We start from the raw sequence: 14951 nt of genomic DNA, 5'->3' as shown, positions 1-14951 counted from the left end.
GTGAGGAGGTCATGGTGAGCGCAGCCCGGCGGTCGAGCGGGGCCACCATGCACGATGTCGCGCTGGTGGCCGGGGTCTCGGTCAAGACCGTGTCCAACGTGATCAACGGCTATCCGCACATCCGTCCCGGCACCAAGCAGCGGGTGGAGGAGGCGATCGACCAGCTCGGCTACCGGGTGAACATCACCGCCCGCAGCCTGCGCCAGGGCCGGACCGGGATGATCGGCCTGGCGGTGCCGGAGCTGAGCCTGCCGTACTTCGCCGAGCTGGCCGAGACGATCATCCGGGTGGCCGAGGAGACCGGCACCCTGGTGCTGATCGAGCAGACCAACGCCAACCGGGCCCGGGAGATCGAGGCGCTGGGCTCGCGGATGCGGCACCTGACCGACGGCCTGATCTTCTCCCCGCTGGCGCTCGGCCAGGAGGACGTCGACCTGTTCGCGGTGGACTTCCCGCTGGTGCTGCTCGGCGAGCGGGTGTTCGGCGGGCCGGCCGACCACGTCACGATGGACAACGTCGCCGCCGCCCGCGCCGCGACCGAGCACCTGATCGCGCGGGGCCGGCGCCGGATCGCGGTGATCGGCGCCCACCCGGGCGAGCGGGTCGGCACCGCCGCACTCCGGGTGCGCGGATACCGGGACGCGATGGCGGCCGCGGGCATCCCGGTCGACGAGCGCCTGGTCGCCGAGGCCGGCGCCTGGCACCGCTCCACCGGCGACGCCGCGATGACCGCCCTGCTGGACCTGGGGGTGGAGATCGACGCGGTGTTCGGGCTGAACGACGCGGTGGCGCTGGGTGCGATGCACGCCCTGCGGCTGCGCGGGCTGCGGGTCCCGGAGGATGTCGCGGTGATCGGCTTCGACGACATCGAGGAGGCCGCCTACTCCGCGCCGACCCTGACCTCGGTCGCCCCCGGGCTCGAACAGATCGCCCGCACCGCGGTCGCCTACCTCCGCGAGCGCATCGACGGCACCGCCCCCGACGCCGCCCGCCAGATGGTCACCGACTTCTCGATCGTCACCCGCCAGTCCACCGGCGCCTGACCCCCGCGCACGCCGCCCGACCCCCGCGCCCCCGCAGCCTGACCCCCGGGCGCGCCGCCTGCGCGCGGACCTCCGCGCGCGCCGCCCTGCGGGCTGACCCCCAGGTCGCCCTAGCCGACCCCCCGCGCGCCGAGAGTGCACGAATGCAGCTCTCCCGGCCTCGGAGGCGTGCATTCGTGCACTCTCGGTGGCACGCGAGCCGGTGCGGGTGCGGGCGGGCGAGGGTGCAGGGGCGAGGGGGGTGCGGAGATCAGAGCGCCCGCCGAAAGTGCACGAATGCAGCTCTCCCGGCCTCGGAGACGTGCATTCGTGCACTCTCGGCTGCGCACGGGCCGGGCGCCGTGCGTGCGGGGCGAGGGCGGAGTGCGAGCGCGAGGGAGGTGCGGGGGTCAGCGCGCGCGCCGAGAGTGCACGAATACAGCTCTCCCGGCCCAGGAGGCGTGCGTTTGTGCACTCTCGGTGGCGCACGGGCCGGGCACGGTGCGCGCGAAGTGAGGTGCGGGGCGGGGGCGCGGGGGCGGCGCGGGCGCCGAGAGTGCACGAATGCAGTCCTCCCGGCCTCGGAGGCGTGCGTTTGTGCACTCTCGATGGCGCACCGGCCAGGCGGGGGTGCGCGAGGCGGGGGTGCGGGGAGCGGGCGAGGGCGGAGCGCGGGCGCGAAGCGGGTGCGGGGGCAGAGCGGGGGCCGCGAGAGTGCACGAATGCAGCCTTCCCGGCCCCGGAGGCGTGCATTCGTGCACTCTCGGTGGCACACGGGCGGGGCGCGCGAGGCGGGGATGCGGCGGCAGGGGGCAGGGGGCGCGAGGCGGGGGTGCGGAGCAAGGGCAGAGCGCCCAGGGCTGGCGCGGCGCGAGCGGCGCTACAGCGCCCGGGACAGAACCAGGTCGTGCTCGGTGCGCTCCCCGACCACGAACCGGCGCTCGCCCGCCACCGCGAAGCCGGCCCGGCGGTAGAAAGCCTGCGCCCGGCCGTTGCGGCCGTTGACGCCCAGCACCACCGCCGTGGCCCCGGCCTCCCGGGCGGCGTCCAGGGTGGCGGTCATCAGCCGCCCGGCCAGTCCGCTGCCCTGCGCGGCGGGCAGCAGGTAGCACTTGGACAGGTACGCGGTGTGGTCCGGGTCGGCCAGCACCGCCGCGAGTTCGGCGTCCAGCGGCTCGCCGACCAGGGTCAGCGTGTACCCGACCAGCGCGCCCGCGTCCTCGGCGACCAGCACCAGGTGGCCCGGGGTGGCCAGGTGCCGGGTGAAGTGGCCGGCGGTGAGGTTCCCGGCGATGAACGCCTGCTGGTCCGCGGCCGGCATGTCCGGCGGGCAAGCGAGCGGGAAGGTAACGGCGGCCAGCTCGGCCAGTGCCGCGGCGTCCGCCGGGTGGGCCGGACGGAGCAGGGCGGTGCCGGTCATCGCCCCCACCGGGAGCGCAGTTGCCGCTGCACCGCGCGGGCGACGAGCGCCAGCGCCCAGATCGACCCGGCGGCGGTGGCGGCATCCACCCCGCGCCGGGTGCGGGCCCGGCGGTTGCGGAACTCGCGCATCGGCCAGCCGACCTCCGCCGCGTGCCGCCGCAGCCGCCCGTCCGGGTTGATCGCGCACGGGAAGCCGACCTCGGACAGCAGCGGCACGTCGTTAGCGGAGTCGCCGTAGGCGAAGGACTGGCTCAGGTCCAACCCGTTCTTTTCCGCCAGGGTTCGTACGCCCTCGGCCTTGGCCTGGCCGTGCATCATGTCGCCGACCAGGCGTCCGGTGTAGAACCCGTCGGTGTGCTCGGCGATCGTGCCCAGTGCCCCGTTCGCCCCGAGCCGGCGGGCGATCAGGTCGCCGATCTCCACCGGGGTGGCCGTGACCAGCCAGACCTGGTGCCCGGCGCGCAGGTGCTGGTCGAGCAGTCGCTGGGTGCCGGGGAAGATCCGCAGCGACAGCACCTCGTCGTAGACGTCCTCGGCCAGGGTCAGCACCTCGGCCACCGACCGGCCGCGCATGATGCTCAGCGCCCGGTCCCGGACCTCGCTGATCTGCTGCTTGCTCTCCCCGAACATCAGGTAGCGCGCCTGGTGCAGGCCGAACCGGATGATGTCCCCGGTGCGGAAGAACCCGCGGCGGTACAGCCCGACCCCCAGGTGGAAGGCGCTGGCGCCGCGGATGATCGTGTTGTCCACGTCGAAGAAGGCCGCCACGGCGGAGGCCACCGGCGGATCGGCGGTCTCCGCGACCACCTCGCCCACCACCCGGCCGCTGTCCGCCGGCTGCGGGCGGCCGCCGTCGGGGCTCTCGGTGGGATCGGGCACCCGGCCACTGTAACCAAGCCGTCTACGCTCGTCCTGTGGCCATCCAGAACTCTCGCGTCGTGCTCTACACCCGTCCGGACTGCCACCTGTGCCGGGCCGCCCGGGAGGCGGTCCAGGAGATCTGCGGCGACGACTGGCTGGAACTGGACGTCGACCAACCGGGCGTGCACACCGGTGACGGGCGGCCGGCCGCGCGTGCCTACGGTGAGCTGGTGCCGGTGCTGGAGGTCGACGGGCGGCGTGCAGGTTATTGGTACATCGATGCGGATCTGCTCGTCGGGGCACTGAATCGCCCGATCACGCCCTAACCTGTGACCGTGCGCCCGCTGCCGTCCACCACCGTCGCCCGACTGCCGGGATACCTGCGTTCGCTGGGCGGCCTCGCGTCGGAGGGCGCACACACCGTGTCCTCCGACCAGCTCGCCGATCTGGTGGGGGTGTCGCCGGCCCAGCTGCGCAAGGACCTGTCCTACCTGGGCGCCGGCGGTCGCCGCGGTGTCGGCTACGAGGTCGACGGGCTGCGCCGCCAGATCGCCCAGGTGCTCGGCATGACCGAGGAGCGCCGCCTGGTGATCGTCGGGATCGGTAACCTCGGCCACGCGCTGGCCACCTACTCCGGCTTCGCCGATCGCAGCTTCGAGCTGGTCGGACTGGTCGACACCGACCCCGCGGTGGTCGGCACCACCGTCGCCGGCCACGTGGTCCGGCACGCGAGCGAGCTGGAACAGGTGGTCGCCGAGGGCGCGGCCACGATCGCGATCCTCACCACCCCGGCCTCCGCCGCCCAGCAGACCGCCGACCGGCTGGTCGCCGCCGGTGTCTCCGGCATCCTCAACTTCGCCCCGCGCACGGTCCGGGTGCCGGACGACGTCGAGGTGCGCGAGGTGGACCTGGGGTCGGAGCTGCAGATCGTGGCCTTCCACGCGCGGCGGTTGAGCGCGGAGAACTGAGCCCGGACACGGCACGAGGGCCCGGCCACGGCAGGGGGATGCGTGGCCGGGCCCTCGTGGGTCCGTGGGGTGCGCGGGGTGTCAGGCCTTGATGGCGGAGACCTCGAGCGCGATGTTGACCTTGTCGCTGACCAGCACGCCGCCGGTCTCGAGCGCGGCGTTCCAGGTCAGGTCGAAGTCCTTGCGGGAGATCGGCAGGGTGGCGGAGAAGCCGGCGCGCTGGTTGCCGAACGGGTCGGTGGCGGCGCCGCCGAACTCGACGGCCAGGTTCACGTTGCGGGTCACGCCGTGGATGGTCAGGTCGCCGCTGACGATGTAGTCGTCGCCCTCGGCCTTGACGCCGGTGGAGGTGAAGGTCCACTCGCCGAACTTCTCCACGTCGAAGAAGTCGCCGCTCTTGAGGTGGCCGTCGCGGCCGGCGTCACCGGTGGTGATGGTGGACGGGTCCAGGGTGGCGGTGACGGCGGAGAGCTCCAGCTCGTCGTTGACGGTGAGGGTGCCGCCGGTCACGGCGACGGTGCCGCGCACCTTGGAGATGCCGGCGTGGCGCACGGTGAAGGACGCCTCGGTGTGCGACGGGTCGATGTTCCAGGTGCCGGCGACCAGGCCGGTGGGCAGAGCAGTCATGGGGTCCATCCCTCGATAGTTGAAGCGTCAATCGCTGATAGTTGAGATTTCTACTACAGTGGGGCGCAGGATGCAAGAGGTGCGACGATGCGGGTCGCCAGAAGGGAGCACCGGTGGACGACGTGCGATGGCTCAGCGATGAGGAACAGCACTGGTGGCGGGCCTACCGCGACGGGACTGCACGACTGCTCGACGTGCTCGCCCACGACCTCGAACGGGACACCGGGCTGTCGCTGGGCGAGTACGAGGTGCTGGTCAGGCTGTCCGAGGCGCCGGAGCGCACGCTGCGGATGTCCGAGCTGGCCGGTGAGCTCGCTCACTCCCGCAGCCGCCTGACCCACACCATCCGCCGGATGGAGAGCGCCGGGCTGGTGGAGCGCACCCCCTGCCTGCAGGACGCCCGCGGGGTGAACTGCACCATGACCGAGACCGGCTACCAGCAGCTGGTTCGTGCCGCCCCCTCCCATGTCACCTCGGTGCGCGAGCGGCTGGTGGACGTGCTCACCCCGGAGCAGATGCGGGCGCTCGGCGAGGCGATGGCCACCGTGGGCGCCGCGTTGCAGCACGCTCCGGTGCAGGACTGAGCACGAGCACCCAGAGTCGTTTGCGAGACTGACGCCATGGTCACCACCACCGTCCACCTGATGCGGCACGGCGAAGTGCACAATCCTCAGGGCCTGCTCTACGGCCGGCTGCCCGGCTACCACCTGTCCGAGCGCGGGGTCGCGATGGCGGAGCGGGTGGCCGCACACCTGGCGGGGCAGGCCGGTGGGCCGCGCCGGGACGTGACCGTGCTCTACGCCTCCCCGTTGCAGCGCGCGCAGGAGACTGCCGCGCCGATCGCCGCCGCGCTGGGCCTGGACATCCGGACCGACGAGCGGCTGATCGAGGCCGGGAACCACTTCGAGGGGCTGACCTTCGGCGTCGGCGACGGCTCGCTGCGCCACCCGCGGCACTGGCCGAAGCTGATCAACCCGTTCCGGCCGTCCTGGGGTGAGCCCTACACCGAGCAGGTCGCCCGGATGGTCGCCGTGGTCGAGCAGGCCCGGGACGAGGCCCGCGGGCACGAGGCCGTGCTGGTCAGCCACCAGCTGCCGGTGTGGATCACCCGGCTCGCCCTGGAGGACCGGCACCTGTGGCACGACCCGCGGCGACGGCAGTGCTCGCTGGCCTCCCTGACCAGCATCACCTACGACGACGACCGGCTGGTCGGGATCGGCTACAGCGAACCCGCCGCCGACCTGCTGCCCGGGGCCTCGGCGGTGGCAGGGGCATGACCTCCCGGATCAGCCGCCGGGTGGCCGCCGCCCTCCTCGCCGCCGGGATGCTCGCCCTGACCGCCTGCGGCAGCAGCTCGCCCTCCGGCAGCGCCTCGACCGACGCCGGGTACCAGTCGCAGGACGGCTCCTTCACCTCCTGGCCGGCCGGTGAGCGCCAGGGGCCGGTCACGGTCGCCGGCACCGACTACGCCGGCACCGCACAGGACACCGCCGACTGGCTCGGCGACGTGGTGGTGCTGAACACCTGGTACGCCGCCTGCCCGCCCTGCCGGGAGGAGGCCCCGGACCTGGTGGAGCTCGCCAGCGAGTACGCCGACCAGGGGCTGCACGTCCTCGGGATCAACGGCGTGGACGACGCCGGCGCCGCCGAGTCCTTCCAGCGCACCTTCGACGTGCCGTACCCGAGCATCGACGACCGGGACAAGGGTGCGATCGCCGCACTGCAGGGCGTGGTGCCGATCCAGGCCACCCCCACCACCGTGGTGCTGGACCGCGAGGGCAAGGTCTTCGCCCGGATCGTCGGGATGGCGGAGGGCTCCACCCTGCGCGCCCTGGTCGAGGAGGCCCTGGCCGAGGACCCGGCCTGATGTTCGGGTCGGTCGGCGACAGCTTCGCCCAGACCGCCGCCACCGGCTCGCTGCTGATCGCGGTCCCGGTGGCCGTGCTGGCCGGGCTGGTGTCCTTCGCCTCGCCGTGTGTGCTGCCGCTGGTGCCGGGCTACCTGGGCTACCTCGGCGGGATGTCCGCGGCGGTCGCGCCCAGCGGCACGCTGCCCGCCCAGCCCGGCCGGCTCGGGGTCGCGACCCAGGCGCCCGCGCGCGGCCGGCTGGTCGCCGGGGTGCTGCTGTTCGTCGCCGGGTTCACCGCGGTCTTCCTGGCCTACGGATCGCTGGCCGGATCGCTCGGCCGGTTGCTGCTGCAGTGGCAGGACCCGGTCACCCGGGTGCTGGGCGCGGTGACCATCGTGATGGGCCTGGCGTTCTGCGGGCTGTTGCCGTTCTGGCAGCAGGACCGGCGCCGGCTGATCGCCCCGCGTGCCGGGCTGTGGGGGGCGCCGGTGCTCGGCATCACCTTCGGCATCGGCTGGACGCCGTGCATCGGCCCGACCCTGGCGGCGATCCTGGCGATGTCGCTGGACGGCGGCTCGGCCGGCCGGGGTGCGCTGTTGGCGCTGGCGTTCTGCGTCGGCCTCGGGGTGCCGTTCGTGCTGGTCTCGCTCGGCGTGCAGCGCAGCCGCCGGGTGTTGGACTGGCTGGGCCGGCACCGGCTGACCGTGATGCGGATCGGCGGCGGGCTGCTGATCGTGCTCGGCCTGGCGATGGTCACCGGGGTGTGGGGCCACCTCGCGACCTGGCTGCAGGGCCTGCTGACCGACTCCCAGCCGTTCGTCCCGGCGGTCTGAGATGACCCGCGACACCGAGGAGCATGCGATGGCCGAGCGGCCGACCTACCGGCCGGAGGGTCTGGAGGACGCGTTCACCGAACCCGGCGGCGCCCCCACCCCGCCGGTGCTGCCTACGCTGGGCGTGACCGGCTGGCTGCGCTGGATCTGGCGGCAGCTGACCAGCATGCGGGTGGCGCTGTTGCTGCTCATGCTGCTGGCGGTCGCCGCGGTGCCCGGCACGGTGTGGCCGCAGCGCGCGCAGGACGCGGACAAGGTCGCCACCTACCTGGCCGACCACCCGACGCTCGGCCCGATCCTGGACCGGTTGCAGTTCTTCGACGTGTACTCGTCGGTCTGGTTCTCCGCGATCTACCTGCTGCTGTTCATCTCCCTGGTCGGCTGCATCCTGCCCCGGTCCCGGACGCACTGGCGGGCGATGCGCGGTCGTCCGCCCCGGGCCCCGCGCCGGTTCGACCGGTTCCCGGCCAAGGCCGAGGGCGAGCTGGACGGCAGCCCCGAGCAGGTGGCCCGCCGCGCCGCCGCCGTGCTGGGCGCCGGCCGGCGGTTCCGGGTCGACGTCAAGGACGAGGGCCAGGGCGTGTGGAGCGTCGCCGCCGAGCGCGGGTACCTGCGCGAGACCGGCAATCTGGTGTTCCACCTGGCGCTGGTCGGCCTGCTGATCGCGGTGGCCGCCGGGCAGCTGCTGCACTACCGCGGGCAGGCGATCATCGTCGAGGGCCGGGCGTTCGCCAACACCCAGAGCGACTACGACACCTTCGAGTCCGGCACCGCCTTCGACCCGGGCTCGCTGTCCCCGTTCAGCCTGCGGCTCGACTCCTTCGAAAGCCGGTTCGACCCGGACACCCTGCAGTCCCGGGACTTCACCGCCCACGTCACCCTGACCGAGCCGGGCCAGGAGCCGCGGGCCGAGACGATCAAGGTCAATCACCCGTTGGAGACCGGCGGCGCGAAGGTCTACCTGCAGGGCAACGGCTACGCCCCCCAGGTGACCGTGCGCGACGCCGACGGGGAGGTGACCTTCTCCGGGGCGGTGCCGTTCCTGCCGCAGGACACCGTGTACACCTCGCAGGGCGTGATCAAGGTCCCCGACGTCACCTCCGGCCCGCAGATCGGCCTGCAGGGCGTGTTGCTGCCCACCGCGCAGGAGATCGGCGCGGGCGTCTACCGCTCTACCTACCCGCAGCCGAACGACCCGCTGCTGGCGCTGGCGGTCTGGACCGGTGACCTCGGCCTGGACGACGGCATCCCGCAGAACGTGTACCAGCTGGACGAGACCGGGCTGACCCAGGTCACCCAGGAGGACGGCAGTGCCCTCACCCTCTACCTGCGCCCGGGGGAGACGGTCGACCTGCCGGACGGGCTGGGCACGATCACCTTCGAGTCGCTGCCCCGGTTCGTGGCGCTGGACCTGCGGCACGACCCCTCGCTGACCTGGGTGCTGGTGTTCGCCCTGCTGGCGTTCGCCGGGCTGGCGGCCTCGCTGTTCGTGCCCCGGCGGCGGATCTGGCTCCGGCTACGCCCGGCCGGACGTGATCAAGCACCCACGGTTTCCCAGGACGAAGGTCCCGGCGATGGCCGTACAGTGGTGACGGCCGCGGCACTGGCGCGCGGCGACGACGTGGGGCTGCAGGCAGAGCTGGACCGGGCGATGGACCGGCTGCTCGGCAGCACCGGGGAACGACGCGCGGGCTGAGCCCGGACGAGGACGGCAGGACATGGCAATCGGCGACATCAGCACGCTGTTCGTCTGGGGTGCCGCGACGGCGTTCACCATCGCGCTGATCGCGTACGCCGTGGCGCTGGCCCGGGTGGCCGACGCCGCGACCGCCGAGCACCGCGCCGAGCGGGCCCGCAAGGTGGCCGCCGCGAAGGCGGAGCAGTCGGCGGTCCGGGAGGCGGTCGGCTCCGGCGGGCTGGTCGTCCCGGTCGAGGACGGCGGTCCGGCCGGGGAGCAACCGGTCACCGACGTGGTCGGTCCGTCCCGCGCCGCCAACGGCATCGCCCGCAGCACCTCCTGGCTCGGCCTGCTGCTGCTCGGCGTCGGCATCGTGCTGCGCGGGGTGGCCGCCGGCCGCTGGCCCACCGCCAACATGTACGAGTTCACCCTGGTCGGCACCTTCGTCGCCGCGGTGGTCCTGGTGCTGGTGCAGCGCCGTCGGGTGATCCCGTTCCTCGGCGTGGTGGTGATGGGGATCGCGGTGCTGGCGCTGGTGCTCGGCCTGAACGCGTTCTACGTGCAGGCGGACGAGGTGCAGCCCGCGCTGCAGAACTACTGGCTGGTGATCCACGTCGGCGTCGCCATCGCCGCCACCGGGGTGTTCACGGTCGCCTTCGCCACCTCGGTGCTCCAGCTGTTGCAGGACGGCCGGGAGAACGACCGCTCGCACGTCGCCAAGAACCGTGGCCTGGCACGCTGGCGGGTCACCGGACCGGCCTGGGCCTGGCTGCGCACCGTGCCGTCCGCCCGCCAGCTGGAGGCGCTGTCCTTCCGGCTGAACGCGATCGGCTTCGTGCTGTGGACGCTCACCCTGATCGGCGGCTCGATCTGGGCCGAGCAGGCCTGGGGCCGGTACTGGGGCTGGGACCCCAAGGAGGTCGGCACCTTCGTCGCCTGGGTGATCTACGCCGCGTACCTGCACGCCCGCACCACCCGCGGCTGGGCCGGTCGCCGGGCGGCGTACTTCGTCTTCGTCGGTTACGCCGTGGTGCTGGCGAACTTCACCGTGGTGAACCTGTTCGTCACCGGCAAGCACTCCTACTCCGGGATCTGACTGGATCCGACCCCGGAGCGGGCCGGCTCATTCCGGCCGCTGGCCGTCCGGGTCGGTCTCGCCCTGCTCCCGCCGGCGCCGGCGCTGCTCCTGCTCCAACCGCCACAGGAAGTCCGGGTCGTCGTCCGGTGCGATCGGTCCGCGCTTGGGCCGGGCGGGTCCGGAGGGCGCCGGGCCACCACCGGTCCCGGCCGGGCCGCCGGCGCGGGCGGCGCGCTGCGAACGGCTGACCGCGAACCAGAGCACCGGGCCCAGGATCGGGAAGATCACCACGATCACCAGCCACAGGCCGGCGGGCAGTCCGCGGCGGTCGTCCTGGTCGCTGTTCGTCACGTCGACGGCCGCATAGACGGCGAGGGCGATGATGATCAGGAACAGCAGGACGCGGGCCATGCGCCCCAGGGTAGACGGCGGTGGTGTGGACGGCCGGGTGATCCTGCGCAGGACCCGGTTAGGCTGAGCCGGTGCCTGTGGTGATCTACTCCCTGCTCCGTTTGGCCCTGTTCGTGGTCTGCACGGTGGCGCTCGCCTTCGCGGGGATGGGCTGGCTGTTCGCCGTGATCGGCGGTGCGCTGCTGGCGGGTCTGCTGTCCTACCTGGTGCTGTCCGGCCCGCGGGACCGTGCGGCGCTGTGGATGCAGGCCCGGGCCGAGCGCCGCGGCGACCGGCCGAAGCTGTCCCGGCGGGCGACCGAGGACGCGGCCGCCGAGGACGCGGAGGCCGACCGGGCTCAGAGCGCCAGGCCCAACCCCAACAGCACCCCGTAGCCGAGCTCGTACATCCCGGTGCCGGCCAGCACCGGGACCAGGGCGATGCCGCGCGCACCGAGCAGCACGGTGACCGACAGCAGCACGGCGGGCAGCGCGAGCACCATCACGATCAGCGCCCACGGGTTCGCCAGCGCGCAGACCAGGCCGAGCACCACGGGCAGGGTGACCATCAGCGTGTACGCCCAGCGCGCCCGCCGGTCGCCGAGCCGCACCGCCAGGGTCCGCTTGCCGACCAGGGCGTCGGTGGGCACGTCGCGCAGGTTGTTCACCATCAGCAGCGCGCAGGCGATCAGGCCGACCGCGACCGCACCGACCACGGACGGCCAGGTGATCCGGCCGGCCTGGGTGTACGTGGTGCCGAGCACGGCGACCAGGCCGAAGAACACGAACACCCCGACCTCGCCGAGCCCGAGGTAGCCGTAGGGCCGCTTGCCCCCGGTGTAGAACCAGGCGGCCAGCACGCACAGCACGCCGATCGCCAGCAGCCACCACTGCCCGGACAGCGCCACCAGTCCCAGGCCGAACAGCCCGGCTACCCCGAAGCTCGCGAAGGCGGCGCCCTTGACCGCCCGGGGGGTGGCGGCACCGGAGGCGGTCAGCCGCATCGGCCCGACCCGCTCGGTGTCGGTGCCGCGGATGCCGTCGGAGTAGTCGTTGGCGAAGTTGACCCCGACCTGGAGGGCGAGGGCGACCCCGGCGGCGAGCAGTGCCCGGCCGGGGTGGGCCGAGTCGATCTGCGCGGCGGCCCCGGTGCCGACCAGGACGGGTGCGGCCGCGGCGGGCAGCGTGCGGGGCCGGGACCCGGCGATCCACTCGGACAGGGTGGCCATGCGTCTCTCCAGTCAGTGCGTGAGGCGGTCGGCGGCCAGCGCGGCCACTCCCCGGCGGTCGATCTTGCCCGGTCCGCGCAGCGGCAGCGCGTCCAGCACCAGCAGGTGCCGGGGTGCGGCGGCCGGTCCGAGCAGGCCGGCGACGGTGGATCGTACGTCGGCGAGCGCGGGCGGCTCGGCGCCCGGGTGCAGCACCAGCACGGCGGTGACCGCCTGCCCCCACTGCGGGTCCGGTACCCCGACCACGCAGACCTCGGCCACCCCGGGCAGGTCGGCGACCACCCGTTCCACCGCGGCCGGCGGGACCTTCTCGCCCCCGGTGATCAGCACGTCGTCGGCGCGGCCGAGCACGGTGAGCCGCCCGTCGGCCCACCGGCCCAGGTCGCTGGTGTGCAGCCGGCGGGTGCCGTCCGGGCCGGTGCGGAAGGTCCGGGCGGTCAGGTCGGGGTCGCCGCGGTACCCGGCGGCCAGCATCGGGCCGGCCAGCGCGATCCGGCCGTCGTCGTCGATCCGCACGTCCACCCCGTCCAGCGGGACGCCGTCGTAGACGCAGCCGCCGCAGGTCTCGGACATGCCGTAGGTGGTGACGACCCGGATCCCGGCGCGGCGGGCGTCCTCGACCAGGGAGCCCGGGGCGGCGGCACCGCCGAGCAGCACCGCGTCGAAGCCGGCCAGCGTGGCGGTGGCGGCGGGGTCGGCGAGCACCCGGACCAGCTGGGTCGGCACCAGGGAGACGTAGCGCGGCAGGTCGGTGGGGACCCGCTCGGCGGCGGCCCGGAAGGTGTCGGCGCGGAACGGTCCGGTCAGCTCCACCGGCTCGGTGCCGGCCGCCACCGAGCGCAGCACCACCTGCAGCCCGGCGATGTGCCCGGTGGGCAGCGCCAGCAGCCAGTGCCCGGGGCCGGACAGCCGGCGGTGGGTGGCCGCGGCCGAGGCGCGCAGGGCGTCGGCGGTGAGCATCACGTCCCGCGGGGCGCCGGTGGAACCGGAGGTCCGCACCAGCAGCGCCACCTCCGCCGGGACGTCGGGCCCGGGCGGGGCGTCATCGTCCCCCGCGGGCACCGGGAGCACCGCCCGTCCGGTGCCGTCCAGGGCGTCGCGCAGGGCGTCGGTGAGGTCCGCGACCGGGACGGAGGGGACGACTCGGACGCGGCGGTTCACCAGCCCAGGGTAGGTCCGCCCGTACAGTGGGCGCGGATTCGCCGAGCCGGAGGAAGTCCCGATGTCGTTCCTGACAGCGCGCCACCGTCCCCGCCGCACCGCCGGTGCCGTGCTGGGGGTGTGCGTCGCCGTACTGCTGGCCGCCTGCGGCACCGGGTCCCCGGAACCGGCGACCAGCACCGCCGCCCCGACCCTGGACCCGGACAAGTCGGCGGTCGCCGCACCGGAGCTGCCGGCGGTGTGGCCGCTGACCGGCGAGCAGGGCGAGATCGTGAACCGCCCGGCGCTCGCGGTCAAGATCGAGAACACCGCGGCGGCCCGGCCGCAGAGCGGGCTGAACCAGGCGGATGTGGTCTGGGAGACCATCGTCGAGTTCGAGGTGTCCCGCCTGGTGGCGGTGTTCCACTCCCAGGTGCCGGAGGAGATCGGCCCGATCCGGTCGGTCCGGCCGATGGACACCGCGATCACCGCGCCGATGAACGGCCTGCTGGCGTTCTCCGGCGGGCAGGCCGGCATCCTGCAGATGGTGGCCGACAGCCCGGTGCAGGCCCTGAGTCACGACGCCGGGGTGGACGGGATGTACCGGCTGCGCGGCCGGTCGGCGCCGCACAACGTCTACGCCACCCCGGAGACCCTGTGGTCGCAGGCGGACGGCACGCACCAGGACAGCCCGGAGCAGCAGTTCGCGGTGGCCCGTTCGGCCGACACCGCCAGCGCCGTCCAGCACGGCGCCCCGGCCACCCGGCTGGACTTCAGCCTGTCCGGTCAGTCCAGCCCGGCCTGGGTCTGGAACGGCGAGGTGTGGCAGCGCTGGGAGGGCAGCAAGGAGGCGATGGACGCCGCCGACGACACCCAGGTGCACGCCGACAACGTGATCTCGATCGTCGCCGAGCACCCGAACACCCAGTTCGCGGCCCAGGGCGGCGCCCCGGTGCCGACCTACACCCTGGTCGGCTCCGGCACCGGGACGCTGGCCTCCGGCGGGAAGACCGTCGACGTGACCTGGCAGAAGGACTCCGAGTCGGCGCCGATGCGGCTGTTCCTGGCCGACGGCACCGAGGCGACGCTGGTGCCGGGCAACACCTGGGTGGAGCTGGTCCCGGCGCAGACCGGGTCGCTGACCACCTCCTGACCTGACCTGACCGGGCCTGACGTGACCTGACCGGGCCGCGCCTGACCGGGCCGGGCCTGACCGGGCCGGCCGCCGCCGCGCTCGGGGGAACGGCGGCCGACGACCGGCCAGCGGCCCCAGTCTCAGGGCCGGGCGTGACCCAGCCAGGCGGCCAGCCGCTCGGTGGGCCCGGCGGTGTCCGGCACCGGCACCGGCGGGCCGAAGGGCACCCCCTCGCCCCGGCGGTCGGCGGGCAGGAACCGGGCCATGTCGGCGACCGCCGCCTCGGCGACCGCGGTGGGCGCCTCGCTGGGCAGGCCGAGGGCGACCGCGACATCCCAGCCATGCACCAGCGGTTCCTTGACCCAGACGCTCAGGGCGGCCCGGCCGGGCACAGTGCCCCAGGGCGCGGTCACCGGGCGGTCCAGCACGGCGGGGTCGGACCAGACGTCCAGCGTCTCGCGCACCGCCTCCCGGTGCCGCGCGGCCAGGTCGTCGTCGGCGATGCCCTCGATGATCAGCGGCACGTCGAAGGGCTTGCCGCCGAGCGCGACCACCCGGGGCCGGCGGGCGGCGCCGATCACGTGCGCGATCACGGTGCGCACCGGCCACTCGGTGCACGGGGTGGGGGCGTCCAGGTCGGCACCGTCCAGGTCGGCGATCAGCCCGGCGAACCAGGCGTGGGCGTGCTCGAACAGGGGGCGGGGGTCGGTCATGACTCTC

18 protein-coding genes are annotated in these 14951 nt (G+C 74.0%); 11 read left to right on the top strand and 7 right to left on the bottom strand.

Translation table 11 applies throughout. The features are described 5' to 3' along the window. The first annotated feature begins 11 nt into the window (after nucleotides 1-11). On the top strand, nucleotides 12-1043 hold the full coding sequence (locus HGA03_RS03050) for a LacI family DNA-binding transcriptional regulator (RefSeq protein WP_373307682.1): 1032 nt from the start codon (nucleotides 12-14) through the stop codon (nucleotides 1041-1043). A gap of 859 nt (nucleotides 1044-1902) precedes the next feature. Here HGA03_RS03050 and HGA03_RS03045 read toward each other — a convergent pair. Then, nucleotides 1903-2442, bottom strand: coding sequence for a GNAT family N-acetyltransferase (locus tag HGA03_RS03045; RefSeq protein ID WP_168628702.1), 540 nt, complete (start codon nucleotides 2440-2442; stop codon nucleotides 1903-1905). Continuing rightward, nucleotides 2439-3263 carry an HAD family hydrolase gene (locus tag HGA03_RS03040; protein ID WP_168628907.1) on the bottom strand — a complete coding sequence of 275 codons (825 nt, stop codon included), beginning with the start codon at nucleotides 3261-3263 and terminating at the stop codon, nucleotides 2439-2441. Before HGA03_RS03040 ends, HGA03_RS03045 begins: the two co-directional genes overlap by 4 nt. Before the next feature lie 95 nt (nucleotides 3264-3358). Between HGA03_RS03040 and HGA03_RS03035 the strand changes: the two genes are divergently transcribed. Both HGA03_RS03035 and HGA03_RS03030 read left to right on the top strand, forming a co-directional pair. After that, nucleotides 3359-3631: a glutaredoxin family protein gene (locus HGA03_RS03035; RefSeq protein ID WP_239073578.1), complete on the top strand. Its 273-nt coding sequence runs from the start codon at nucleotides 3359-3361 to the stop codon at nucleotides 3629-3631. 9 nt (nucleotides 3632-3640) lie between these two features. Further along, entirely contained in the window at nucleotides 3641-4273 is a 633-nt protein-coding gene (locus HGA03_RS03030) for a redox-sensing transcriptional repressor Rex (RefSeq protein ID WP_239073577.1), read from the top strand. Between the two features lie 81 nt (nucleotides 4274-4354). Here the strand turns inward: HGA03_RS03030 and HGA03_RS03025 are convergent, their stop codons facing one another. Beyond that, entirely contained in the window at nucleotides 4355-4900 is a 546-nt protein-coding gene (locus HGA03_RS03025) for a YceI family protein (RefSeq protein ID WP_168628700.1), read from the bottom strand. Between the two features lie 113 nt (nucleotides 4901-5013). On the opposite strand from HGA03_RS03025, the gene HGA03_RS03020 reads away from it, so the two are divergent. The 6 genes from HGA03_RS03020 to ccsB are packed head-to-tail and all read left to right on the top strand — an operon-like array spanning nucleotide 5014 to nucleotide 10356. After that, a complete protein-coding gene (locus tag HGA03_RS03020; protein WP_168628699.1) occupies nucleotides 5014-5484 on the top strand; it encodes a MarR family winged helix-turn-helix transcriptional regulator in 471 nt (156 codons plus the stop codon). Between the two features lie 36 nt (nucleotides 5485-5520). Next, entirely contained in the window at nucleotides 5521-6177 is a 657-nt protein-coding gene (locus HGA03_RS03015) for a histidine phosphatase family protein (RefSeq protein ID WP_168628698.1), read from the top strand. Then, the gene (locus HGA03_RS03010) at nucleotides 6174-6767 is read left to right on the top strand and encodes a TlpA family protein disulfide reductase (RefSeq protein WP_168628697.1); all 594 of its coding nucleotides are present in this window, start codon (nucleotides 6174-6176) and stop codon (nucleotides 6765-6767) included. The genes HGA03_RS03015 and HGA03_RS03010 overlap by 4 nt, the downstream gene beginning before the upstream one ends. Then, nucleotides 6767-7582 carry a cytochrome c biogenesis CcdA family protein gene (locus tag HGA03_RS03005; protein WP_168628696.1) on the top strand — a complete coding sequence of 272 codons (816 nt, stop codon included), beginning with the start codon at nucleotides 6767-6769 and terminating at the stop codon, nucleotides 7580-7582. Before HGA03_RS03010 ends, HGA03_RS03005 begins: the two co-directional genes overlap by 1 nt. A gap of 1 nt (nucleotide 7583) precedes the next feature. Next, nucleotides 7584-9278 (top strand): cytochrome c biogenesis protein ResB, encoded by a 1695-nt coding sequence (gene resB / locus HGA03_RS03000; protein ID WP_239073576.1) that lies wholly within the window; start codon nucleotides 7584-7586, stop codon nucleotides 9276-9278. Between the two features lie 22 nt (nucleotides 9279-9300). After that, nucleotides 9301-10356, top strand: a complete 1056-nt coding sequence (gene ccsB / locus HGA03_RS02995) for a c-type cytochrome biogenesis protein CcsB (RefSeq protein WP_168628695.1) — start codon at nucleotides 9301-9303, stop codon at nucleotides 10354-10356. A 27-nt stretch (nucleotides 10357-10383) separates the two neighbouring features. Here ccsB and HGA03_RS02990 read toward each other — a convergent pair whose 3' ends face one another. Continuing rightward, nucleotides 10384-10749, bottom strand: coding sequence for a PLD nuclease N-terminal domain-containing protein (locus tag HGA03_RS02990; protein ID WP_168628694.1), 366 nt, complete (start codon nucleotides 10747-10749; stop codon nucleotides 10384-10386). 71 nt (nucleotides 10750-10820) lie between these two features. Here HGA03_RS02990 and HGA03_RS02985 point away from each other — a divergent pair, with 71 nt between their 5' ends. Further along, nucleotides 10821-11123, top strand: a complete 303-nt coding sequence (locus HGA03_RS02985; protein WP_168628693.1) for a DUF4229 domain-containing protein — start codon at nucleotides 10821-10823, stop codon at nucleotides 11121-11123. On the opposite strand, the gene HGA03_RS02980 is transcribed toward HGA03_RS02985, so the two are convergent. Both HGA03_RS02980 and menE read right to left on the bottom strand, forming a co-directional pair. Continuing rightward, a complete protein-coding gene (locus HGA03_RS02980) occupies nucleotides 11087-11956 on the bottom strand; it encodes a 1,4-dihydroxy-2-naphthoate polyprenyltransferase (RefSeq protein WP_168628692.1) in 870 nt (289 codons plus the stop codon). The genes HGA03_RS02985 and HGA03_RS02980 overlap by 37 nt on opposite strands. A gap of 12 nt (nucleotides 11957-11968) precedes the next feature. After that, nucleotides 11969-13117 carry an o-succinylbenzoate--CoA ligase gene (gene menE / locus HGA03_RS02975; RefSeq protein ID WP_168628691.1) on the bottom strand — a complete coding sequence of 383 codons (1149 nt, stop codon included), beginning with the start codon at nucleotides 13115-13117 and terminating at the stop codon, nucleotides 11969-11971. 61 nt (nucleotides 13118-13178) lie between these two features. On the opposite strand from menE, the gene HGA03_RS02970 reads away from it, so the two are divergent. Further along, a complete protein-coding gene (locus HGA03_RS02970) occupies nucleotides 13179-14249 on the top strand; it encodes a DUF3048 domain-containing protein (RefSeq protein WP_168628690.1) in 1071 nt (356 codons plus the stop codon). Between the two features lie 122 nt (nucleotides 14250-14371). On the opposite strand, the gene HGA03_RS02965 is transcribed toward HGA03_RS02970, so the two are convergent. Then, a complete protein-coding gene (locus tag HGA03_RS02965; protein ID WP_168628689.1) occupies nucleotides 14372-14944 on the bottom strand; it encodes a TIGR03086 family metal-binding protein in 573 nt (190 codons plus the stop codon). Nucleotides 14945-14951: the final 7 nt, after the last annotated feature.

The organism is Cellulomonas denverensis (assembly GCF_012396125.1).
GTDB lineage: Bacteria > Actinomycetota > Actinomycetes > Actinomycetales > Cellulomonadaceae > Cellulomonas > Cellulomonas denverensis.
The sequence above is the reverse complement of the archived record's forward strand: the minus strand, read 5'-3'. Positions and strand labels throughout refer to the sequence as shown.